We start from the raw sequence: 22,666 nt of genomic DNA, 5'->3' as shown, positions 1-22,666 counted from the left end.
CGAGGAGCACCGTGACCGATCACATCGAGGAGTACCTCCTTCCGGGCGAGGGCATCCTCATCGACGAGCTGCCGAAGGTCTCGCTGCACGATCACCTCGACGGCGGCCTCCGCCCGGGGACGATCGTCGAGCTCGCCCGCGCCATCGACGCCGAGCTCCCGGCCGACGAGCCGGCGGCCCTCGGCGAATGGTTCCGGAGCACCCCCGGATCCGGCTCGCTCACCGACTACCTCGCCCGTTTCGAGGTGACCGTCTCGGTGATGCAGACCGCGCCGGCCCTCGAGCGCGTCGCTCGCGAGTTCGTCCTCGACCTCGCCGCCGACGGCGTCGTGCACGGCGAGGTGCGCTGGGCGCCCGAGCAGCACCAGCGCTCGGGGCTCACCCTCGATGCGGCGGTCGAGGCCGTGCAAGAGGGACTGCAGCAGGGCGTGCAGGAGGCGGCGGCGCACGGCCACCGGATCCGGGTCGGCCAGCTGATCACGGCGATGCGGCACGCCGACCGCTCGCTCGAGGTCGCGGAGCTGGCCCTCCGCCACCGCGAGCGGGGAGCGATCGGCTTCGACATCGCGGGGGCGGAGGCGGGGCACCCCGCGTCCCGGCACCGTGCCGCGTTCGAGGCGCTCGCGTCGGCGCATTTCCCGGCCACCGTGCACGCGGGCGAGGCAGACGGTCTCGGCAGCATCCGCTCGGCCCTGCTCGACGGTCGCGCCCTGCGCCTGGGCCACGGCGTGCGGCTCGCCGAGGACATCCGGATCGAGCGCCAGGACGACGACGCGAGCTACGTGACCCTGGGCGAGCTCTCCGAGTGGGTGAAGGATCGCGAGATCGCGCTGGAGCTCAGCCCCTCCTCCAATCTGCAGACCGGGGCGATCGCCGCGTGGGGCACCGAGCTGATCGATCACCCCTTCGACCTGCTCTACCAACTCGGCTTCCGGGTCACGGTGAACCCCGACAACCGCCTGATGAGCGCGACGACCCTCAGCCGCGAGCTTGCCCTGCTGTCGGACGCGTTCGGCTACGATCTCGACGACCTGGAGGCGTTCCAACTGAACGCGGCCCAGGCCAGCTTCCTCCCGCTCGACGAGCGTCGCGAGCTGATCGAGACGATCAGCACCGGCTTCGAGGCGGCCTGAGGATGCCTCTCGACGCGCTGGCCGACGAAGCGGTCGCCCTCCGGCACTCGGCGGCCTCGTGGCGCGAGGCCGTCCTCGAGGCAGGTCGCGCTCTCGAGCGCACCGGTGCCGTCGAGGCGGCCTACTCGCGCCGCATGATCGAGCAGGTCGACGTGCTCGGGCCCTACATCGTCATCGCACCTGGACTCGCGCTCGCGCACGCCCGGCCGGGCCACGACGTGCTCGCCGACGGTCTCTCAGTCGTCACGCTCGCCGAGCCCGTGCCCTTCGGGCACAGCACCAACGACCCGGTCTCGGTCGTCATCGGCATCGCCGCCACGCAGTCGCACGGCCATCTCGGCTTCGTCTCCGGACTCGCCGACGTGCTCAGCCGCCCCGACGCGGTGACCGCGCTCGCCGCTGCCCGCACCGTCCGCAGCATCAACGCCGTCCTCACCGACGACAGCCCACACGTCCCGCACCACGGAAGAAGCGCATGAAGATCGTCACCCTCTGCGGCGCCGGAATCGGCACCTCGGCCATCCTCAAGCTCGGCGCCGAGCGGGCGCTCGAGGCGCTCGACCTTGAGGCGGAGGTGATCGCCTCCGACCTCGACTCGGTCGACGGCCTCGCCGCCGACGCACAGGTGATCCTCACCTCGGGCGAGCTCGTCGACCGTATCGCCCCCACCTTCGCCGAGGTCGTCGTGATCGACAACTACCTCGACCAGAACGAGATCACGGCCAAGATCGAGCGCGCGCTCGGCTGAGCGATCCGGCGGATCACTCGAGGAGGGACCGGGCTCCTGCTCGGAGGGCGGCGAGGCGGGACGAGACAGCAGACCGACGAGCCGCGGCATCGGGATCGGTGGACCAGGCGTCGAGGTAGAGCTTCACCTTGGGCTCGGTGCCGCTCGGGCGCGCGATGAGGCGCGCTCCGTCGAGGGAGAAGCGCAGTGCGTCCGTGGGCGGCAGGACACCGTCCTCGGCCAGCAGATCCTCGGTGCGCGCGACCGCGAGAGAGCCGATCGCACTCGGAGGACTCGCCCGGAGCCCCGCCATGATGCGGCCGATCTCCGAGAGGTCCGTCACCCGCAGCGAGATCTGCTCCGAGCCGAAGAGCCCGAACCTCGCGGCGAACGCCTCGAGCTCGTCCTCGACGGAGCGTCCCTCTGCGGCCAGCTCGCTCGCGAGCGACAGGAACGCGAGCGCCGCCGAGATCCCGTCCTTGTCGCGCACCGTCCCGGGGTTCACCAGGTACCCGAGCGCCTCCTCGTAGCCGAAGACCAGGTCCGGCACCCGTGAGATCCACTTGAAGCCCGTGAGCGTCTCGATGAAGTCGAGCCCGTAGTCGGCGGCGACGGCGCCTAAAGCGGGGGAGGAGACGATCGAGCAGGCGAGCGCCCCTCCGCCGCGGCCCTCGCGACGCGCCTGTTCGGCCGCGCGCCAGCCCAGCAGTGCGCCGACCTCGTTGCCGGTGAGCCTCCGAAAGCCCTCGGGCGCCGAGGGATCGGGCAGCGCCGCGGCGAACCTGTCGGCATCCGGGTCATTGGCGATGATCAGCTGCGCACGACCGGAGCGCGCGGTCGCGAACGACAGATCCAGAGCCCCCGCCTCCTCCGGGTTCGGGAACGCCACCGTGGGGAACGCGGGGTCGGGCTCGATCTGCTCGACGACGACCGCGGGCTCGTCGAAACCGGCGGACGAGAGCACCCGGTGCGCAGTCTCCCAGCCGACCCCGTGCATCGCCGTGTAGACCACGCGCAGCGGAGCCGTCTGCCGCCCGAGCGCTGCGGTCGCCTCGATGTAGGCCGTCACGACCGACTCCTCCGCGAGGCGATACTCGCCGCGGGGCAGCTCAGGGACCCGCTTCGTGCGCGCGACCGCGAGGATCCGCTCGGCGATCTCGGAGTCGACGGGCGGCACGATCTGCGAGCCCTCGTCGGCGCCGCCGAGGTAGACCTTATAGCCGTTGTCCTGGGGCGGATTGTGGCTGGCGGTGACCATCACGCCCGCGTCGGCGCTCAGGTACCGCACCGCGAACGCGAGCACCGGCGTGGGCAGCAGTCTCGGCAGCAGCACCGCGTCGACGCCGACGCCGGCCATCAGCGCGGCGGAGTCCTCGGCGAAGACGCGGGAGTTCTTCCGGCCGTCGTAGCCGATCACGACGACGGGTCGCTCGAGGCCCTGGGCGAGAAGGTGGTCGGCGAGGCCGACGGCGGCCTGCGAGACCAGCACGCGGTTCATCCGGTTGGAACCCGTCGCGATCGCGCCGCGGAGGCCCGCCGTGCCGAAGGCCAGGCGCGCGCCGAAGCGGTCCTCCAGCTCGGCGCGGGCCGCGGCGTCGCCGGTGTCGGAGGCGGTCAGCAGGCCGACGAGCTCTTCCCGCGTCTCGGCGTCAGGGTCCTGTGCGAGCCAGTCCTCCGCGAGGGCGCGGACGTCGGCGGTCACAGCGTTCCCGTGATCCCGGCCAGGAGCCGAGCGAGGTCGTCCTCGGCGTCGCGTCCGGCTTCGAGCACCTCCTCGTGGCTGAGGGGTGTCTTCTGAATGCCGGCGGCGAGGTTCGTGATCAAGGACATGCCGAGCACCTCCATGCCGGCCTCGCGCGCTGCGATCGCCTCGAGGGCGGTCGACATGCCGACGATGTGACCCCCGATGATCCGAGCCATCTGCACCTCTGCGGGGCTCTCGTAGTGCGGTCCGCGGAACTGCACGTAGACGCCCTCGTCGAGCTCGGGACGCGTGCGGCGCGCGAGCTCGCGCAGGCGCGCGGAGTAGAGATCGGTCAGGTCGATGAAGGTCGCACCCTCGAGCGGAGAGTCGGCCGTGAGGTTGATGTGATCGCTGATGAGCACGGGTGTGCCCGGCGTCCAGTGCTCCTTGATGCCGCCGGCGCCGTTGGTGAGGATCATCACTGTCGCGCCCGCGGCGGCCGCGGTCCGGACGCTGTGGGCGACCCTGCGCACGCCGTAGCCCTCGTAGTAGTGAGTGCGCGCTCCGATGATCAGCGCACGCTTCCCTGTCGGCAGCAGAACGGAGCGGAGGGTGCCGCCGTGCCCGTGCACCGCGGGCCTGGAGAATCCGAGGATCTCGGTGGCGTCCACGCTCGCGGTGGTCTCGCCGATCGCATCGGCGGCTCTGCCCCAGCCGCTGCCGAGGGTGAGCGCGATGTCGTGTCTCTCGACGCCCGTCGCCTCGGCGATCTGCGAGGCGGCGCGGGCCGCGATCTCGAAGGGATCGGCGTCGGGTGCGTCGAGCGGATGCGGGGTCTGGTCGGCCATTCCCCCACCCTACCGAGGGGCTGTCCGGGCCCCGGTGCGCCGCCTCCGCCCCTCCGATCACGGGACGATTGGGCGAACTCCCAGCGGCGGGGGACAATGGGGACATGGCCTATGAGTTCGAGCGCGCGCAGAGGATCGCTGTACTCGGAGGGGGGCCGGGCGGCTACGAAGCCGCCATCGCCGGAGCGCAGCTCGGCGCGGAGGTCACCCTCGTCGAGCGGGTCGGAGTCGGCGGCTCGGCCGTGATCACCGACGTCGTGCCGTCGAAGTCGCTGATCGCCACCGCCGAGGCCACGAACGCCATCGGCGAGGCGGCCGACCTCGGCGTGCAGTTCTTCACCCGCTCCGAACAGAACCGGCCTGTGCGCCCCGAGGTCGCCGTCAACCTCGCGACCGTGAACAAGAGGCTCCTCGGCCTCGCTCGGCAGCAGTCCGAGGACATGCGGGCCACCCTCGTGCACCACGGCGTGCGCATCGTGCAGGGCGACGGCCGCCTCGACGGCTCGAACGCACTCATCGTCTCCACCGCCGCCGGCGGAGTGGGGATGGACTTCGACCGCATCGAGGCGGACACCGTCGTGGTGTCCGTCGGGGCGAGCCCCCGTGTCCTCCCGACCGCGGCTCCCGACGGCGAGCGGATCCTCAGCTGGACGCAGCTCTACAACCTCAAGTCGGTGCCCGAGCACCTCATCGTGGTCGGATCCGGCGTGACCGGAGCGGAGTTCGCCTCCGCCTACCGCGCCCTCGGTGCCCGCGTGACCCTGATCTCGTCGCGCGACCAGGTGCTGCCCGGCGAGGACGCCGACGCCGCGGCCGTCATCGAGAACGTCTTCAAGCGCAACGGGATGGTCGTCCTCTCGAAGTCCCGCGCCGACCGCGTCGAGCGCACCGAGACCGGAGTGCGGGCGACCCTGTCAGATGGCCGTGTCGTCGAGGGCTCGCACTGCCTGATGGCGGTCGGCTCGGTCCCCAACACGGCCGGCATCGGCCTTGAGGACGCGGGCGTCCAGCTCACGTCATCCGGTCACATCCGCGTGAACCGGGTCGCCCGCACCAGCGTTCCCTCGGTCTACGCGGCGGGCGACTGCACGACGTTCCTGCCCCTCGCCTCGGTCGCCGCGATGCAGGGACGCACCGGCGTGTTCCACGCGATGGGCGACGCGGTGAATCCGACCGAGGTGCGCAACGTTGCGGCGAACATCTTCACACAGCCCGAGATCGCGACCGTCGGCTGGAGCCAGCGCGAGATCGAGGAGGGGATCGCGCAGGGTGAGATCTACAAGCTCCCCCTCGCGGCGAATCCGCGGGCCAAGATGATGGGCATCCGGGACGGCTTCGTGAAGCTGTTCGCCCGCACCGGCTCCGGCACCGTCATCGGAGGCGTCATCGTCGCCCCCAAGGCGAGCGAGCTGATCTTCCCGCTGGCGCTCGCGGTCGAGCACCGCCTCACTGTCGACCAGGTCGCGCGCGCCTTCACGGTCTACCCGAGCCTCACCGGCTCGATCTCGGACGCGGCCCGCGCCATGCACATCGTCACCTGACCCGCACCAGCCGACCGGGATGCGCGCAGCCCCGCCTAGGTGATCTGCAGCAGCACGTGGCCCGCGGGGACGGTCGACCCGGCCTCAGCGTTCACTCCCCGGACGACGCCGTCCTTGTGCGCCGTGAGCGGCTGCTCCATCTTCATCGCCTCGAGGACCACGACCAGGTCGCCCGTGACGACGGTGTCGCCCTCGGCGACAGCGACCTTGACGATCGTGGCCTGCATCGGCGAGGAGACGGAGTCGCCCGTCACCGTGCTCACCGAGGAGGAGCCGCGGCGCTTGGGGGAGGCTGCGGCGGTCCCGCGCGCGGGCGCCGAGCCGACGAGGTCGCCCGGCAGCGAGACCTCGACGCGGCGGCCGTCGACCTCGACCACGACGTTCTGGCGGGCGGCGGCGTCCGGGATCGTGCCCGGCTCGCCGCTCCAGGCGGGGATGCTGTTCTCGAACTCGGTCTCGATCCAGCGGGTGTAGATCGAGAAGGGCGCGCCGTCGGCCGGAGCGAACGCCGGGTCCTCGACGATGACGCGGTGGAACGGCAGCACGGTCGGCAGCCCGGTGACCTCGAACTCGGCGAGCGCCCTCCGCGAGCGCTCGAGAGCCTCTTCGCGGGTCGCGCCGGTCACGATGAGCTTGGCCAGGAGGGAGTCGAACGATCCCGAGATGACGTCGCCGGCGACGACACCGGAGTCGACGCGCACGCCGGGGCCGCCCGGCACCTTGAAGACGTGCACCGGGCCGGGAGCCGGCAGGAAGCCGCGGCCCGCGTCCTCGCCGTTGATGCGGAACTCGAAGGAGTGGCCGCGCGGCTCCGGGTCGTCGTAGTCGAGGGTGCCGCCCTCGGCGAGGCGGAACTGCTCGCGCACGAGGTCGATGCCGGTGACCTCCTCCGACACGGGGTGCTCGACCTGCAGCCGCGTGTTCACCTCGAGGAACGAGACCGTGCCGTCCTTGCCGATCAGGAACTCGCAGGTCCCGGCGCCGACGTAGCCGACCTCGCGGAGGATCGCCTTCGACGCGCGGTACAGCTCGGCGTTCTGCTCGTCCGTGAGGAACGGCGCGGGCGCCTCCTCGACGAGCTTCTGGTGGCGGCGCTGGAGCGAGCAGTCGCGCGTCGAGACGACGACGACCGTGCCGTGCGCGTCGGCCAGGCACTGCGTCTCGACGTGCCGGGGCTGGTCGAGGTACTTCTCGACGAAGCACTCGCCGCGGCCGAAGGCGGCGACGGCCTCACGGGTCGCGGAGGCGAACAGCTCCTCCACCTCGTCGCGCTCGCGGGCCACCTTGAGGCCGCGGCCACCGCCTCCGAACGCCGCCTTGATCGCGACGGGGAGGCCGTGCTGGTCGACGAACTCGAGCACCTCGGCGGCGCCCGAGACGGGGTTGAGGGTTCCGGGAGCGAGCGGGGCGCCGACCTTCTCGGCGACGTGGCGGGCCGAGACCTTGTCGCCCAGGCGCTCGATCGCGTCGGGGCCGGGGCCGATCCAGATCAGCCCGGCGTCGATGACGGCGCGGGCGAAGTCGGCGTTCTCCGCGAGGAATCCGTAGCCGGGGTGGACGGCGTCGGCGCCGGAGCGGCGCGCGATCGAGAGGAGCTTGTCGATCACGAGGTAGGTCTCGGCGCTGGTCGTCCCACCGAGGGCGTAGGCCTCGTCGGCGAGGCGGCTGTGCACGGCGTCGCGGTCCTGGTCGGCGTAGACGGCGACGGAGGCGATCCCGCTGTCGCGGGCGGCGCGGACGACTCGGACGGCGATCTCGCCCCGGTTGGCGACGAGCACCTTCGTAATCTTCGGCATGGTTCCCAACCCTAGGGGGCGGCCTCGTCGAGCCCGGCGCGGCTCACCACAAAGAAGCGCGGGGGCTTCGTCGGATCCTCACAAGGGCGCGGGCGGCGCCTCGGGTGCTGCGTGCGGTTCAGCGGTTCCAGAGCGCGGTCCACTCGACCCCCAGTCCGCGCACGAGCGAACGGAGGGTCGGTACCGACATCCCGACGACCGTCGAAGGGTCGCCCTCGATCGCGGTGATGAATCCGGCGCCCCGCCCGTCGATCGTGAAGGCGCCCGCGACCTCCAACGGTTCGCCTGTGGCCACGTAGGCGTCGATCTCGGCGTCGTCGATGTCGGAGGCGAAGGTGACAGCGGCGGAGGTGACCGCCCCGGCCTCGGCGACGACGCGTCCGCCGCGGTGGTCGATCAGCCAGTGGCCGGAGTGGAGGCGCCCGGTCCGTCCGCGCTGGGCTCGCCAGCGCTCGCGGGCGCGCTCCGGCTCGTGCGGCTTGCCGTGGACGACGCCGTCGAGCACGAACGCGGAGTCGCCGCCGAGCACCAGTCCGTCGATCGCCGGTCCGAGGACGGCGCTGGCCTTCGCGCGGGCGAGCAGCGAGACGGTCGCGTCGGCGTCGAGCACGGACCCGTGCTCCTGCTCGGCCCGTGCCACGGCCGCGGGCTCGTCGACCCAGGAGGGCACGATGACGGGTTCGATTCCGGACGCCCGCAGCAGCGCGAGACGCGCGGGCGAGGTGGAGGCGAGATAGAGGCGCACGAGGGCTCCCTGCGGCCGGGCCCACGCTGTGGGATGCTCGACGGATGGCACAGACCCCGCCCCGAGCCGACTCCCGCCCCGCTGGGGCCGACGACGCACTCGGGTCCGAGATCGAGCTCGACATTAGCAACGTCGCCCACGGAGGCGTGTTCGTCGCCCGCCACGAGGGTCGCGTCGTGTTCGTCCCCGACGTGCTCCCCGGCGAGCGGGTGCGCGCACGGGTCAGCGAGATCCGGCACGACAGCTTCTGGCGCGCCGAGGCTCTCGAGGTGCTCACCGCTTCGGAGCACCGCGTCGAGCACGTCTGGCCGCAGGCCGGACTCGACCGCAGCCCCGAGGAGCGCGTGGGCGGCGCCGAGTTCGGCCATGCCGACCTCGCCTACCAGCGCGAGCTCAAGCGTCTCGTCCTCGTCGACTCCTTCGCCCGCTTCGCGCGCCGCGAGGTCACGGTCGACGTCGCGCCCCTCGCGGGCGACGACGAGTCCGGCGGTCTGGGCTGGCGCACCCGCAACCGGCTGCACGTCGACGAGGAGGGTCGGGTCGGGCCCTACGCGGCACGCAGCCACCATGTCGTCACCGTCGACTCCCTGCCGCTGGCGACCGCCGCCTCCTCGGCTGCAGCGCCGCTCGGTGAGCGTCTGGCGCCCGGCTCGGTCGTCGACCTGGTCGACGCTGCCGGGTCCGAGGGCGCCGCCGTCCTTGTCCACGACCCGTCCGACAAGCGTGCCCGGCGCGACCGGACCGTGGTCAGCGAGTTCGTCGCCGACCGCACCTTCCGCGTCGACCGCTCCGGCTTCTGGCAGGTGCACCGCGGAGCCGCTGCCACGCTGTTCGAGGCGGTCCAGGGCGCGGTCGACGTGGCGTCGGCCGATCCGCGCGCCGCGAACCACGACCTCTACGGTGGCGTCGGCCTGCTCGCTGCGGCGCTCTCCGACCGCCTGGCCGTCGGCGTCCGCGTCACGAGCGTCGAGAGCGACGCCCGCGCCACGGAGCACGCACTCGCGAACCTCGCCGACCAGGTCGGAGCCCGAGCCGTGACCGCTCGGGTCGACCGCTACCTCCGCGACGTGATCGCGCAGGCCGACGCGCGCGAGCGGGACCGCTGGCGCGCCGCCACCGTCGTCCTCGATCCGCCCCGCTCCGGCGCCGGGCGCGCGGTCACCGATGCGCTCGCGGAGCTGCGTCCCGCCCAGCTGATCTACGTCGCCTGCGACCCGGTCGCCCTGGCCCGGGACGTCGGCGCCCTGACCGGCGCCGGCTACGAGCTCGAGCGGCTCGACGGCTTCGACCTCTTCCCGCACACGTCGCACGTCGAGGCCGTCGCGCGACTGGTGCGACGCGACGGCTGACCCGGCGCGGCTCCCGCGTCGGTACCATGGGCCGGATGGAGCCGAACACGGAGGTCGAGGTCGCGGGTCCTCGCGTGCGAGTGGCCATCGTGGATGACCACGAGTCGGTGCGCCTCGGAGTCGCCGCCGCCATCGAGAGCGCGGGGATGCAGGTCGTCGCCGCCGCTGAGACGGTCCGCGCTCTCGAGAGCACGATCGGCGGGGCCGAGCTCGAGGTCCTGGTGCTCGATCTCTCGTTGAACGACGGCTCCAGCATCACCAGCAACGTCAAGTGGGGCCAGCTGCGCGGTTCGGCCGTCCTCGTGCACAGCATCGCCGACCGCGTGGTCGCCGTGCGGGAGGCGCTCGCCGCCGGCGCCGCCGGCGTGATCCCGAAGTCGTCGCCCATGTCGACCGTCGTCGCCGCGATCCGCACCGTCGCCCGCGGCGAGGTGCTGAACAACCTCGAGTGGGCCTCCGCGATCGACGCCGACGACGACTTCGCCCGAGCCGTACTCGGCCGACGGGAGCGCGACGTGCTGCACCTCTACGCGTCGGGACTCCCGCTCAAGCTGGTTGCCGAACGGCTGCAGATCTCGGTGTCGACGGCCAAGGAATACCTCGACAGGATCCGCGACAAGTACGTCGAGATCGGGCGCCCGGCCCCGACCAAGGTCGACCTGCTGCGCCGCGCGGTCGAGGACGGCATCCTCCCGGGCATCGACCCGGACGACGGCGATGGCGGGCGCTGAGGGGGCGTCCGCCCGCACTCACGCCGGGCGGGAGCGGATCGACCGGATCATCAGCACCGTCGTGTCGTTCTTCGGGTTCGGCTTCGGGCTGCAGACCGTCCCCCCGATCCTCGCCCAGCTGCCGCTGCTGCGCCCCGAGATCGCCTGGCCGGTCCTCGTGCTCGTCTTCGGAGCCCTGAGTGGAGCGGTCCTCACCGCGGTCCTGCGGCGCGGCTCCCGCATCACCGCCGTCCTCGTGGCGGTCGGCGTGCTCGTGGCGCTGCTCACCTGGCCGGCGGCGGTCGAACCCGGCTCCGCCCCGCGGGAGACACCGTGGATCTGGTACCTCCTGACGATCGGCACGGCGTTCTGCACGATCGCCGCGCCGCTCCGGATCGCGATCGCCTACGTCTCACTCACCACGGTGCTCTTCGGGACGCTGCGCGTCCTGCCCTCCGGGGGCGGGGCGGAGCCGACCCGCGCGGTCCTCGACGCCGCATATGTGGGCATCGTCGGCTTCGTGATGCTCGTCCTCATCACGGTGCTGCGGCAGTCGGCCGACAGCGTCGATCGCGCCCGGAGCACAGCGACTCGGCAGTACGAGGCGGCGATGCGCCAGCACGCGGGAGAGGTCGAGCGGGTCGAGGTCGACGCGCTCGTGCACGACAACGTCCTGGCGACGCTGCTCGCGGCCTCCTCCGCCGAGTCGCCGGCAGAGCGAGCGCTCGTCTCGACGATGGCGCAGCGCACGCTCGCCGTTCTCCTCCCTGAGCGCGAACCCGAGACGCCGGACGGCTTCGTGGCCGTCGAGATGCTCGAGCGTCAGCTCGCGTACGCCGCCTCGACCTTCGAGGCGGCGTGCACGGTCGAGGTGGCTCCAGGGCTGGACCCGCGCCGCGCCGCACTCCCTCGGACGATCGCGGAGGCGCTGCTCGGCGCCACCTGGCAGGCCCTCACCAACAGCGCGCAGCACGCCGGTCCGAGCGAGAGCGTGCGCCGCTCGGTGCACGGGAGGCTGGACGAGGGCGTCGTCGAGATCGTGATCGAGGACGACGGCCGCGGCTTCCGGCTCTCGGAGGTGCCCCGCGAGCGCCTCGGCATCCGCCTGTCCATCCTCGAGCGCGTGCACAACGCGCGGGGCTCCGCTCGGGTCGACTCCGCTCCCGGGGAGGGCACGCGGGTCGTGCTGGGCTGGCGGCGCGACGGAGAGGCGGGACAGCGGTGATCACCTATCCCCGCCCCCTGCTCCAGGCGCTCGGCGCCGGCTTCTCTCTCTACCACGTGGTGCTCGCGTTCTTCTCGTTCCGGATCTCGCCGGCCACCCCGGCCGACCTGGTCGCGGTCGCGCTCTACGTCGCGGCGACCGTGGTCGCCCTGTGGCCGGGCGCGAGCATGCGTCTGTCCCTCCCCGTGGCGATCGGGATGACGGGCGTCGCGATCGCGCTGCCGCTGCTCGTCGCGCCTTCGCTGGATCCGACCGCCTCGAACGGCTACTCCACCTGGTACATCGCTGCTGTCGGCACCCTGATGACCATCGTCTGCGCCCGGCGCCGCGCTCTGTGCGCCTGGGTGGGCGTCGCCTTCTTGATCGTGCACACAGTCGTCTGGGCCGGGCCGGTGGCGCTCGCGACCCTCGGGGTTGTCGGAGGGATCGCCTGGGTCGCCATCGCGCAGCTGCTGATCATCGAGCTCGGCCGGGCGGGGGCGGAGGCGCGGGTTCTCGAGGCCGCCGAGCGTGCGGCCGCCTCCTGGCGGGCTGCGGAGGAGGCGCACCTGACCGAGCGCGAGGTGCGCCTCGAGCAGACTCGCGCGATCGCCTCCGACATGTTGCGCAGGATCGCAGCTCCAGGGCCCGGGCTGTCGGAGGAGGAACGACGTGAGTGTCGTCTGCTGGAGGCCGCCGTCCGAGACGAGATCCGTGGACGGCGGCTGCTCGACGACGAGGTGCGCCGCCTCGTCCTCGAGGCGCGGCGGCGCGGTGTCACCGTGTCGGTGCTCGACGACGGTGGTCTGGACCGCAGCTCGGAGGGCGAGAGCCGCAGGGTCCTCGGCGAGCTCGCGCAGGCGCTCGACGGGATCCGGGACGAGGTGGACCGCGTCGTGGTGCGCACCGCCTCAGCGGACTCCCCGTCGGCGGTCACGGTCGTGGGGTTGAGGACCGCGGGGGACGGCAGCGCGGGAGCGCTCGGCTCGGACGACGCGGGCGACGAGGTCGACGCGTGGGTCGAGATCCGGCGCGAGGAGCGGAGCGACGGCGGAGCGTGATCCGGCTCGCCCATCCCGGACGGCGGCGCGACCCGCCGGTCACGTGACCCGGCAGCGGCGGACCTGGAGTGGCGGACCAGGCGGCGGCGGACCCGATCGCTCCCGGGTCGGATGGCGTCGCCCGCCGGAGTGAGACGCTGCGCGACGCCCGGCGACGCCGGCGAGTCGCTACCGGCTCGTTAACGGAGTGCGGCGGGCCGTCCACTCCTCCGAAGAGGGGGCCCGGCCCGCCGTCAAACCCCGAGTGAGGGTAACAACCCGAATATTACCCTCACTCGCCCCCAACACACCCGCCTCGTTACCCTGGTCGGCGGGTGATTGGCGATGCCCCGTCCGTAGATGGAGCACCTTACGAAGACAACTATGCTCGGTCCGCAAGGGGCCCGGTAGTCGGCACTTTAGGGGACTAATCGGGGGACAAAATTCATTTTTCTCGGCGCAGATCGCGGGATCCGCGACGAGGAGGGTCGGAACCGGCTCGGCCCTCGGGATGGTCAGCCCGAGAACGAGCGCCACGCGCCCGCGGCGGGACGCAACGGTGAGCGCAGCGCGGAGGCGCGGTCGTTCCAGCCGCCGCTGGGCTCGCGCGGCGTCCCGGGCTCGGTGCTCGTCCGCGACGCCAGCGCGGTCACGACCGCTGTGATCGCAGCGATCTGACGGGCGTCGAGGCCCGGAGTGGAGATGACGACGGCGGGTTCGGAGTCGGATGCGGTCATCCCGTGACGCTATCGCATGCCGTTCACGGCGGGGGGTGGCGGGGCATGGCTATGCTGACGCGGGTGTCGCCGGAGCGGCGTCCGTCCCTCGCGAACAGGAGCCTTCCCGCATGCCGACCTGGTCCACGAGGCGCGGCGCGGCGGTACTCCGTCCTCTCCGACGGCTGGTTCGGCGCTCTCCGGCTGCCGTGGCGATCACCCTCGTCCTCGTCGCCGCGAGTGCCGTCGCCGGGACGCTCGCGGGCCCGGCCAGCGCCGAGACGACAGCCTGGTGGGCGGCCGGAGCGAACACGACGCTCGACGGACGGCCGTGGACGGCCGTGACATCGCTCCTGATCGCCGCCGATCCGCTCCAGCTGCTCCTCGACGTGCTGCTGATGCTGCCGCTGCTGATCGTGGCCGAGCGCCGCCTCGGGTCCGCCCGCACCGCCGTGTCCTTCCTCCTCACCGGAGCGCTCGGCGCCGTGCTCGGCGCGGGTCTCCAGGCGATCGGTGCCCAGGCGGGGGAGTGGTGGGCCGGCGACACGGTCGGCGATCACACCTTCGATCCGCTGATCGGCGCAGTGGGTGCGCTGGTGACCGCCACAGCGTTCATGGGCGCGCTCTGGCGCCGCCGCCTGCGCGTCTCCGTCTTCGCTGTCGTGCTGATGTTCATGCTCTACGCGGGCGACTCCGCCGATGTCTACCGGCTGCTCTCGGGCGCGTCAGGCCTGGTGCTCGGCGCGCTGCTCGCCGGCGGAGTCGCGGGGCTGCGTCCGCAGCGGCCCGCGCCGAGCTCGCACCGCGAGTCCCGCGCCCTCCTGGCCACCATCGTCGCGGTCACGGCGATCGGCCCGCTGGTCGCCGTCCTGTCGGATTCGGGGTACGGCCCGTTCTCGTTCCTCGGCCGCCTCCTGCAGAGCGCCTTCACCGGCACCACCGATCTGGAGGACCCGTGCAGCCGCGCGGTTCGGCACTGCGCCCACCACGTCCGCCTGAGCCTCGTCGCGCCCGGCCCGATCTTGCTGACCTTCGTGCCGCTCCTGCTGCTGCTGGTCGCCGCCTACGGGCTGCGCTCTGGTCGCCGTCTGAGCCTGCTGTTGGCGATCGGGGTGAACGTGGCGATCGCGATCCTCGAGGTCTTCTCCCTCCAGCGCGCCGCCCGTCATCCCGAGTTCCAGTACTACGCCGAGTACCTGCTCTGGGTGGCGACGACGGTCCTGGTGCCGCTCGGGGTCGTGGCCGTGCTCGTGCTGGGGCGGCGTCATTTCCGGATCCGCGCGCCGCGCGCCGCCGCCCGGCTGTGGACGCGCGTCGTCGCGATCGGCTTCGTCGCCTCGCTCGGCAGCTACCTCGTCCTGTCCGCCGGGGTGCGCACGGGCTTCGAGCCTCTACTCGGCTTCGGCCGGCTGCTGCTCGACGGGCTCCTGCGCTTCGTCCCGGTCAGCTTCCTGGGCGGAGCGGGTCTGCTCGCGGTGCCGCGGGAGCCGTTGGCGCGCGTGGTCTTCGAATGGGTCGGACCGGTGTTCTGGCTGCTCGTCCTGGTGGCGATCATCGCTCTGCTCCGGGCCACCGACATCCAGCGCGTCCGCGGCGACGAAGCTCGTTACCGAGCCCTGCTGACGCGCCACGGCGCGGGGAGCCTCGGCCACCAGGGCACGTGGGAGGGGAACGCGCACTGGATCTCGCGGGACGGCGAGGGCGGAGTCGCCTACCGGGTCATCGGCGGAGTCGCCCTCACGCTCTCCGATCCCGCCTGCACGCCGGAGCGTCGGGCCGACACGGTGGCCGAGTTCGTGCGATTCTGCGACGAGCGCAGCTGGACCCCGGTCTTCTACAGCATCCACGACGAGCTGCTCCCGATCTTCGACGACCTCGGCTGGTCGCGGCTCTCGGTGGGCGAGGAGACGATCCTTGAGCTCTCGGCGTTCGAACTCACCGGCAAGCAGTGGCAGAAGGTCCGATACCCGCTCAACCGGGGGATCAAGCTCGGCATTCGGGCGGAGTGGACGAGCTGGCCGGAGCTCTCGCTCGGCATGGCCAACCAGATCGTCGACCTGTCGGAGCGGTGGGTCGCCGAAAAGGCCCTGCCCGAGATGGGCTTCACGCTGGGCGGGATCGACGAGGTGCGGGATCCCGATGTGGCGCTGCTGCTGGCCGTCGGGCCGGACGGCGTCCTGCAGGGAGTGACGAGCTGGCTCCCCGTGCACCGCGAAGGCCGCGTGATCGGGTGGACGCTCGACTTCATGCGCCGCTCCGACGACGCGATGCCCGGGATCATGGAGTTCCTGATCGCCTCCGCCGCTCTGCGCGTGAAAGAGGAGGGGGCCGAGTTCCTCTCGCTCTCGGGTGCCCCGCTCGCGACTGCGCCGATCGAGGAGGGGCAGCAGCCGCCCGAGCCGACAGTGCTCTCGCGCCTGCTCGAGTTCCTCTCGCGCACGCTCGAGCCCGCGTACGGCTTCACGTCGCTGTTCCGCTTCAAGGCCAAGTTCCACCCGCGCTACGCCGGGCTGTGGATGGCCTACCCCGATGCGCTGCAGCTCCCGCGCATCGGAGCGGCGCTGGGCCGCGCCTACCTGCCCGACCTGTCGGCGTCGCAGGCGCTCGCCTTCGCTCGCGTGGTCGGCTCCCGAGCCGAGGAGAAGGCGCCCGCGGGCGACGGGGCGACGCCGACGGCGAGCGGGTGAGCGCCGAGGCACCGCCTGTCGCGCCGGCTTGAGGGAGCAGCGCGGCGACGACGAGGACGACGGCAGGCGTCAGCGCCCGGTGGCCCGGGAGCACGGCGGCAGGCCGCAGCATCCCGACCGCTCCCGATGGGGCTGCGCAGCCCGGTGAGGTCGACGACGTGCGCCGGGGGGAGCAGGCCGCTGAGAAGGGCTGCCGCGCCGTCGTGCCGTCTCCCGTCCCGAATCGCCGGGCTGCTAGAGCGGGATGTTGCCGTGCTTCTTCGCCGGGAGGTTCGCCCGCTTGGTGCGCAGCGCGCGCAGGGCCTTGATGATCGAGACGCGCGTGGCGGAGGGCTCGATCACGCCGTCGAGCTCGCCCCGCTCGGCGGCGAGGAACGGACTGGCGACGTTGTAGGTGTACTCGTTCGCGAGCCGGGTGCGGACGGCCGCGACGTCCTCGCCCGCCTCCTCCGCCTTGCGGATCTCGCCGCGGTAGAGGATGTTGACGGCGCCCTGGCCGCCCATCACCGCGATCTCGGCGGTCGGCCAGGCCAGATTGATGTCGGCGCCGAGCTGCTTGGAGCCCATCACGATGTATGCGCCGCCGTAGGCCTTGCGCAGAATGACGGTGACCAGGGGAACGGTCGCCTCGGCGTAGGCGTAGAGCAGCTTCGCCCCACGGCGGATGACGCCGGTCCATTCCTGATCAGTGCCGGGCAGGTAGCCGGGAACGTCGACCAGGGTGAGGATCGGCAGCGAGAACGCGTCGCAGAAACGGACGAAGCGCGAGGCCTTCTCTCCGGCCTCGATGTTCAGTGTGCCGGCCATGGCGCTCGGCTGGTTCGCGATGATGCCGACCGAGCGCCCCTCGACCCGGCCGAAGCCGATCACGATGTTCGGGGCGAACAGCGGCTGCACCTCGAGGAAGTCGCCCTCGTCGACGATGTGCTCGATCACGGCGCGCATGTCGTACGGCTGGTTCGGGCTGTCCGGGATGACCGTGTCGAGGAAGCGGTCGGCGTCGGTGGTCTCGAGGTCGACCTCGGTCTCGAAAACCGGGACCGGCGAGAGGTTGTTGTCGGGGAGGAAGGAGAGGAGAGTCCGCGCGTAGTCGAGTGCGTCGTCCTCGTCGCTCGCGAGGTAGTGGGAGACGCCCGAGATCTTGTTGTGGGTCAGCGCGCCGCCGAGTTCCTCCATGCCGACGTCCTCGCCGGTGACGGTCTTGATGACGTCGGGGCCGGTGACGAACATCTGGCTGGTCTTGTCGACCATGATCACGAAGTCGGTCAGGGCGGGGGAGTAGACCGCGCCGCCCGCGGCCGGGCCGCAGATGATCGAGATCTGGGGGATCACTCCGCTCGACGCGGTGTTGCGGCGGAAGATCTCGCCGTACTTGCCCAGGGCGACGACGCCCTCCTGAATGCGGGCTCCACCGGAGTCGAGGATGCCGATGATCGGCACGCCCGTCTTGAGGGCGAGGTCCATCACCTTGATGATCTTCTCGCCGGCCACCTCGCCGAGCGAGCCGCCGAAGATCGTGAAGTCCTGCGAGTACACCGCGACCTGCCGGCCGTGGATGGTGCCGGTCCCGGTGACGACGGCGTCACCGTAGGGGCGCTTCTTCTCCATGCCGAAGGCGTGGGTGCGGTGGCGGACGAACTCGTCCAGCTCCACGAACGAGCCCGGGTCGAGGAGGGTGTCGATCCGCTCGCGCGCGGTCATCTTGCCCTTGGCGTGCTGCTTCTCGATCGCCGCCTCGCCGCTGGCCGTGACGGCCTCGTGGTAGCGGTTCCTCAGGTCCGCGATCTTCCCCGCGGTCGTGTACAGATCGGGCGCGGGACGTTCGGTGTTCGCGGTCACTCGCTCACCCTACCGGCGGCCGAGACCGTCTCTCTTGTCGCCCGTGCACAGGGAGCAGGCGTCTGCGCGGGAGGATCCCGACAAGGAGCGGGCGCGTCGAGGTGCCTCGCGGGAGCCGCCGCTACCGTTGCCGCATGCAGCTCCCGCTCTCGCAGGCCGTCTCCCCCCGGATCGTGGTGCTCGAGCACGCAGGGTCGACCAACGACGAGCTGCGCGAGCGAGCGACGGCCGATCCCGCGGCGTGGCCGCACCTGTCCGTGGTCGCGACCGACGACCAGCGTGCAGGCCGGGGCCGGCTCGGGCGCGTATGGGAGGCCCCTGCGGGCAGGACTCTGGCGGCCTCGATCCTGGTCGACGCCTCGGGTCTGGACGCCGCGGCCGCCGGCTGGCTGCCCCTGGTGGCGGGAACCGCCCTGGCGCGGGCACTCGCTCGACTGGTGCCGGCGGACGTCGCGGTGAAGTGGCCCAACGATGTCCTCATCGGTGGGCGGAAGACGGCGGGAATCCTTGCCGAGCGACTCGCCGACGGCCGCGTGATCGTGGGAACGGGGGTCAATCTCCTGCTCGACGAGACGGAGCTGCCGGTGCCCACTGCCACCTCCCTCGCCCTCGCTGGAGCCTCGACGACGGACGCCGACACGGTGTTGTCCGCCTTCCTGACCGAGCTCGCGGCGCTCCTCGCTCCGCTCCTCGCCCTGGGCGACGCGGAGTCCGCGGGAACGGCCGCGGCTGTCCGGCACTCCTGCGCGACCCTCGGCATGCGCGTGCGACTCGACCTCCCCGACGGCACGCACGCGGAGGGAGTCGCCGACTCGCTCGCGGCCGACGGCGCCCTCGTGCTGCGGCAGGACGGCGTGCACCGCGTGTTCTCATCGGGCGATGTCCTTCACCTGCGCTCGTGATGGCCCGCTCCTCGTCCGACCCCGCGCAGCGCGAGCTCGCGCGCCTGACTCCGCGTGCCCGACAGGCGTTCGCTCCCGTCCTCGGCTTCCTGCTGCTCACCTGGGCGGGCTTCTACTTCGCGGCGCAGTTCGAGTTGCCGCTGCAGCGCTGGATCATCGGGATCGGCACGGCGGTCCTGGTGCTGCTGCTGTGCGTGCCCGGCCTCGCGCAGTGGGCGAGCGTGCACTATCGGATCACTCCGACCGGCCTGACCGCCCGGCGCGGAGTCGTCGCCGTCCGACGTGCCGAGCTCGTCTTCGATCGGCGGATGTCCGTCACCGTGGACAGGAGCGTCCTCCAACGCGTGGCCCGCTGCGGAGACGTGCGGATCGGTCAGAGCGGCGCCGACCTCTTCGTGCTGCGCGACCTCCCCGATCCGGAGCTGGCGGCCGAGCTGCTGCGCGAGACGATCGCCGCCGCGCCCGCGTCCGATCCGGAGTGGCCCGCGCCCGTGTGACCGTCCCTGTCGGGAGACGCTCGATCGGCGGGGCCGCTCGGCCCCTCGGTACGATGGAGCCGCCCCGCACCAGCGGGCGGAGACGGAGGATCCCATGCGCGTCGGCGTGATCGGAGGCGGCCAGCTCGCCCGGATGATGATCCCCGCTGCGGTCGAGCTCGGCATCGAGATCGCCGTGCTCGCCGAGGGCGAGGGATCGTCGGCGGCACTGGCCGCGACGCGGGTGGGTGACTACCGCGACGAGGAGACGGTGCTCGCCTTCGCCGAGACCGTCGACGTCGTGACGTTCGACCACGAGCACGTCCCCCAGCCGATCCTCCGCGAGCTGATCGCGCGCGGCGTGGCCGTGCACCCCGGCCCCGACGCCCTCCTCTTCGCGCAGGACAAGCTGATGATGCGGCGCCGCCTGAGCGAGCTCGGCGTGCCGGTGCCCGAGTGGGCCGAGGTCTCCTCCGCCGAGGAGCTCGCGGTGTTCCTCGCCGACCACGGAGGCGCTGCCGTCGTGAAGACGGCCCGCGGTGGCTACGACGGCAAGGGCGTGCGCGTCGTGCGCGGGGCGCACGAGGCCGACGACTGGTTCGCGGCGCTCGTCGACGACGGTCGAGGGGGCTCGCTCCTGGTGGAGGAGCTGGTCGACTTCCGTCGCGAACTCGCGCAGCTCGTCGCACGCCGTCCCTCCGGCGAGAGCATCCTCTGGCCGGTCGTCGAGTCGGTCCAGCGCGACGGAGTGTGCGCGGAGGTGATCGCGCCGGCCCCCGCCTCCGCGGGCCGGATCGCCGCGGCGGCTGCGGAGATCGCGGAGACGATCGCCGAGAAGCTGGGCGTCACCGGCGTGCTGGCAGTGGAGCTCTTCGAGACGAGCGACGAGCGGATCCTCGTCAACGAGCTGGCGATGCGCCCGCACAACAGCGGCCACTGGACGATGGACGGCTCGACCACGTCGCAGTTCGAGCAGCACCTGCGCGCGGTCCTGGACCTGCCGCTGGGGGCGACCGGCTGCCGGGATCCGTGGACGGTCATGGTGAACGTGCTCGGCGGTCCGGTGGGGGAGTCGCTGACTGATCGCTACCCGCGTGTCCTCGCCCAGCATCCGACCGTGAAGGTGCACAACTACGGCAAGGAGCCGCGGCCGGGTCGGAAGGTCGGGCACGTCGCGGCAGCTGGTGACGAGCTCGACCTGGTGGTCTACGAAGCGCGCGCGGCGGCGGCCGTTCTCACGGACTGACCCGTACGATGGTCGCCGTGACGAGCCAGACGACCTCCCCGACCCCTGCCGGAGCCCTGTCGTGAACGCGGGTGCGCTCGTGAACGGCCCGTCCCCGCTCGTCGGAGTCGTGATGGGCTCCGACTCTGACTGGCCCGTCATGCAGGCGGCCTCGGCGGCGCTCGCCGAGTTCGGCGTCGCGCACGAGGTCCGGGTCGTCTCGGCGCACCGCACTCCGGAGGCGATGATCGCCTACGGGCGCGATGCCCGGGCTCGCGGGTTGAAGGTGGTCATCGCTGGCGCCGGCGGTGCCGCGCACCTCCCGGGCATGCTGGCCGCGGTCACGTCGCTCCCCGTCATCGGAGTCCCGGTCCCGCTTGCCCGCCTGGACGGTCTCGACTCGCTCCTCTCGATCGTCCAGATGCCGGCCGGCGTCCCGGTGGCCACCGTCTCCATCGGCGGCGCCCGCAACGCGGGTCTCCTGGCCGTCAAGATCCTGGCGACGTCCGACGAGGCACTGGCGTCGGCGCTCGACGCCTTCGCCGCCGACCTCGAGGCGCAGGTCGCCGCCAAGAACGACGCTCTGGTGGCGGGCCTGTGACCGCCGTCGCCCTGCCGCTGCGGCATCCGGACGTCTCCTCCCGCGCCTTCATGACCCGCCGGGCGTGGTGGCTGCTCATCGTCAACGTCCTCGTCCCCGGCTCCGCTCAGGTCCTGGCCGGGAACCGCAGGCTCGGACGGCTCGGGCTCGGCTTCACGCTGGGCCTCTGGGTCGCCCTGCTCGTGGGCGTCCTGCTCTACGTCGTCTTCCCGACGGGCCTCTACACGCTGGCCACGTTCGACCTGTCGATGCTCGCGCTCCAGGCCGCGCTCGTCGTCTACGGCGTGGTGTGGCTGGTGCTCACCCTCGACACTCTGCGGCTCATCCGGGTCGTGCGGGTGCGACCGCGGATGCGCGGGGTGCTCGCCTTCGCGACGATCGCTGTGATGGCGGTCTCGGTCGGTAGCACCGCATACGGCACCTATCTGATCGGGGTCACCCGCGGCACCCTCTCGTCCATCTTCGGTGGCGGAGCGATCGAGCAGCCCATCGACGGCCGGTACAACATCATGCTTCTCGGCGGCGACGCGGGAGAGGACCGTGACGGGCTGCGTCCGGACAGCATCTCGGTGGTCAGCATCGACGCCTCCACAGGCAAGGCCTCGATCATCGGGGTGTCCCGCGAATTCGTGGACATCCCGATCCCCGAGGACAGCCCGCTGCACGAGCTGTACCCGGACGGGTACAACACCGACAACTGCGGAGTCGACGTCTGCAAGCTCAACTCGATCTACACGGAAGTAGAGCTGAAACATCCCGAGCTCTACCCCGACGCCGAGGCCGAGGGCAGCGACCCGGGCATCGAGGCGATGCGCGATGCTGTCGAGGGCATCCTCGACCTGAAGCTCCAGTACTACGCGCTGATCGACATGGAGGGCTTCGCCCAGCTGATCGATGCGCTCGGCGGCATCGACATCGACTACGTGGCCGACGATCCGCTGCCGCTGGGTGGCCTGCCCGACGGGGACGGCGTGATGCAGGGCGTCAACCAGTGGATAGACCCCGGCCAGTACCACTTCAACGGCGAGCAGGCGCTCGCCTACGCCCGCTCCCGCTACACCACGAGCGACTACGACCGGATGGCGCGGCAGCGCCAGGTGCAGGAGGCGCTCCTCGACCAGTTCGATCCGGGCAATGTGCTCGCGAAGTTCCAGGACGTCGCGGCGGCGGGCTCGCAGGTGATCAAGACCGATGTCCCGCAGGGCATGCTCGGCTACTTCGTCCAGCTGGGCCTGAAGACGAAGTCGCAGCCCGTCGATCCGATCGAGCTCGTGCCGCCGGACGTCTACCCCGAGAAGCCCGACTACGACGTCGTGCACTCTCTGGTGAAGGCGGGGCTGGCGGGGGATTCCGGGCAGTAGGGGCGAGAGGCTGGGCGCCCCGGGCCGGGCTTTATCGGAGCCGACGTAGCGCCCGCCCCGGGCGGAGGCTGCTGCGCGCCCT

The 22,666-nt window shown here is 71.9% G+C and carries 20 protein-coding genes; 14 read left to right on the top strand and 6 right to left on the bottom strand.

The features are described 5' to 3' along the window. Window positions 1–11: 11 nt before the first annotated feature. Genes GSU10_RS10625 through GSU10_RS10615 form a run of 3 tightly spaced genes read left to right on the top strand, consistent with a single transcriptional unit; the run spans window position 12 to window position 1,881 of the window. On the top strand, window positions 12–1,133 hold the full coding sequence (locus GSU10_RS10625) for an adenosine deaminase (RefSeq protein WP_068211448.1): 1,122 nt from the start codon (window positions 12–14) through the stop codon (window positions 1,131–1,133). Window positions 1,134–1,135: 2 nt separating this feature from the next. Beyond that, a complete protein-coding gene (locus tag GSU10_RS10620) occupies window positions 1,136–1,612 on the top strand; it encodes a PTS sugar transporter subunit IIA (protein WP_132503990.1) in 477 nt (158 codons plus the stop codon). Then, window positions 1,609–1,881: a PTS sugar transporter subunit IIB gene (locus GSU10_RS10615; protein WP_068211445.1), complete on the top strand. Its 273-nt coding sequence runs from the start codon at window positions 1,609–1,611 to the stop codon at window positions 1,879–1,881. Before GSU10_RS10620 ends, GSU10_RS10615 begins: the two co-directional genes overlap by 4 nt. A 13-nt stretch (window positions 1,882–1,894) precedes the next feature. Here the strand turns inward: GSU10_RS10615 and GSU10_RS10610 are convergent, their stop codons facing one another. Beyond that, window positions 1,895–3,562, bottom strand: a complete 1,668-nt coding sequence (locus GSU10_RS10610) for a phospho-sugar mutase (protein ID WP_068211442.1) — start codon at window positions 3,560–3,562, stop codon at window positions 1,895–1,897. Further along, entirely contained in the window at window positions 3,559–4,392 is an 834-nt protein-coding gene (locus GSU10_RS10605) for a purine-nucleoside phosphorylase (protein WP_132503992.1), read from the bottom strand. The genes GSU10_RS10610 and GSU10_RS10605 overlap by 4 nt, the downstream gene beginning before the upstream one ends. 104 nt (window positions 4,393–4,496) lie before the next feature. On the opposite strand from GSU10_RS10605, the gene GSU10_RS10600 reads away from it, so the two are divergent. Continuing rightward, window positions 4,497–5,933: an NAD(P)H-quinone dehydrogenase gene (locus tag GSU10_RS10600; protein ID WP_068211438.1), complete on the top strand. Its 1,437-nt coding sequence runs from the start codon at window positions 4,497–4,499 to the stop codon at window positions 5,931–5,933. Window positions 5,934–5,968: 35 nt separating this feature from the next. Here GSU10_RS10600 and GSU10_RS10595 read toward each other — a convergent pair whose 3' ends face one another. Together GSU10_RS10595 and GSU10_RS10590 are read right to left on the bottom strand one after the other, a co-directional pair. Further along, the gene (locus GSU10_RS10595; RefSeq protein ID WP_068211435.1) at window positions 5,969–7,729 is read right to left on the bottom strand and encodes an acetyl/propionyl/methylcrotonyl-CoA carboxylase subunit alpha; all 1,761 of its coding nucleotides are present in this window, start codon (window positions 7,727–7,729) and stop codon (window positions 5,969–5,971) included. Between the two features lie 118 nt (window positions 7,730–7,847). Continuing rightward, window positions 7,848–8,474 (bottom strand): Maf family protein, encoded by a 627-nt coding sequence (locus tag GSU10_RS10590; protein ID WP_068211432.1) that lies wholly within the window; start codon window positions 8,472–8,474, stop codon window positions 7,848–7,850. Window positions 8,475–8,518: 44 nt separating this feature from the next. Between GSU10_RS10590 and GSU10_RS10585 the strand changes: the two genes are divergently transcribed. From GSU10_RS10585 to GSU10_RS10570, 4 genes are read left to right on the top strand one after another with little or no spacing between them, the layout of a single operon-like run. Beyond that, window positions 8,519–9,823 carry a class I SAM-dependent RNA methyltransferase gene (locus GSU10_RS10585; protein WP_132503994.1) on the top strand — a complete coding sequence of 435 codons (1,305 nt, stop codon included), beginning with the start codon at window positions 8,519–8,521 and terminating at the stop codon, window positions 9,821–9,823. A gap of 26 nt (window positions 9,824–9,849) precedes the next feature. Next, the gene (locus tag GSU10_RS10580) at window positions 9,850–10,554 is read left to right on the top strand and encodes a response regulator transcription factor (protein WP_068211639.1); all 705 of its coding nucleotides are present in this window, start codon (window positions 9,850–9,852) and stop codon (window positions 10,552–10,554) included. Beyond that, a complete protein-coding gene (locus GSU10_RS10575; RefSeq protein WP_068211637.1) occupies window positions 10,541–11,758 on the top strand; it encodes a sensor histidine kinase in 1,218 nt (405 codons plus the stop codon). Before GSU10_RS10580 ends, GSU10_RS10575 begins: the two co-directional genes overlap by 14 nt. After that, window positions 11,755–12,798 (top strand): hypothetical protein, encoded by a 1,044-nt coding sequence (locus GSU10_RS10570; protein ID WP_068211633.1) that lies wholly within the window; start codon window positions 11,755–11,757, stop codon window positions 12,796–12,798. Before GSU10_RS10575 ends, GSU10_RS10570 begins: the two co-directional genes overlap by 4 nt. 494 nt (window positions 12,799–13,292) lie before the next feature. Here GSU10_RS10570 and GSU10_RS10565 read toward each other — a convergent pair whose 3' ends face one another. Beyond that, the gene (locus tag GSU10_RS10565; protein ID WP_068211632.1) at window positions 13,293–13,514 is read right to left on the bottom strand and encodes an acyl-CoA carboxylase subunit epsilon; all 222 of its coding nucleotides are present in this window, start codon (window positions 13,512–13,514) and stop codon (window positions 13,293–13,295) included. A gap of 188 nt (window positions 13,515–13,702) precedes the next feature. Here GSU10_RS10565 and GSU10_RS10560 point away from each other — a divergent pair, with 188 nt between their 5' ends. Continuing rightward, window positions 13,703–16,180: a bifunctional lysylphosphatidylglycerol flippase/synthetase MprF gene (locus GSU10_RS10560; RefSeq protein WP_158286056.1), complete on the top strand. Its 2,478-nt coding sequence runs from the start codon at window positions 13,703–13,705 to the stop codon at window positions 16,178–16,180. A 234-nt stretch (window positions 16,181–16,414) separates the two neighbouring features. Here the strand turns inward: GSU10_RS10560 and GSU10_RS10555 are convergent, their stop codons facing one another. Next, the gene (locus GSU10_RS10555) at window positions 16,415–18,019 is read right to left on the bottom strand and encodes an acyl-CoA carboxylase subunit beta (RefSeq protein WP_068211629.1); all 1,605 of its coding nucleotides are present in this window, start codon (window positions 18,017–18,019) and stop codon (window positions 16,415–16,417) included. Between the two features lie 134 nt (window positions 18,020–18,153). Between GSU10_RS10555 and GSU10_RS10550 the strand changes: the two genes are divergently transcribed. The 5 genes from GSU10_RS10550 (at window position 18,154) to GSU10_RS10530 (ending at window position 22,584) form a co-directional block, all read left to right on the top strand. Further along, window positions 18,154–18,921 carry a biotin--[acetyl-CoA-carboxylase] ligase gene (locus GSU10_RS10550; protein ID WP_068211625.1) on the top strand — a complete coding sequence of 256 codons (768 nt, stop codon included), beginning with the start codon at window positions 18,154–18,156 and terminating at the stop codon, window positions 18,919–18,921. Next, window positions 18,921–19,418 (top strand): PH domain-containing protein, encoded by a 498-nt coding sequence (locus GSU10_RS10545; protein WP_068211623.1) that lies wholly within the window; start codon window positions 18,921–18,923, stop codon window positions 19,416–19,418. The genes GSU10_RS10550 and GSU10_RS10545 overlap by 1 nt, the downstream gene beginning before the upstream one ends. A gap of 94 nt (window positions 19,419–19,512) precedes the next feature. After that, window positions 19,513–20,643, top strand: a complete 1,131-nt coding sequence (locus GSU10_RS10540; RefSeq protein WP_068211620.1) for a 5-(carboxyamino)imidazole ribonucleotide synthase — start codon at window positions 19,513–19,515, stop codon at window positions 20,641–20,643. A gap of 112 nt (window positions 20,644–20,755) precedes the next feature. Continuing rightward, a complete protein-coding gene (purE, locus tag GSU10_RS10535; protein WP_068211642.1) occupies window positions 20,756–21,223 on the top strand; it encodes a 5-(carboxyamino)imidazole ribonucleotide mutase in 468 nt (155 codons plus the stop codon). Continuing rightward, on the top strand, window positions 21,220–22,584 hold the full coding sequence (locus GSU10_RS10530) for an LCP family protein (protein ID WP_241972871.1): 1,365 nt from the start codon (window positions 21,220–21,222) through the stop codon (window positions 22,582–22,584). The genes purE and GSU10_RS10530 overlap by 4 nt, the downstream gene beginning before the upstream one ends. Window positions 22,585–22,666: the final 82 nt, after the last annotated feature.

It is taken from the genome of Rathayibacter tanaceti, from assembly GCF_009834165.1.
GTDB lineage: Bacteria > Actinomycetota > Actinomycetes > Actinomycetales > Microbacteriaceae > Rathayibacter > Rathayibacter tanaceti.
This window is presented reverse-complemented; position numbering and strand designations above follow the sequence as displayed.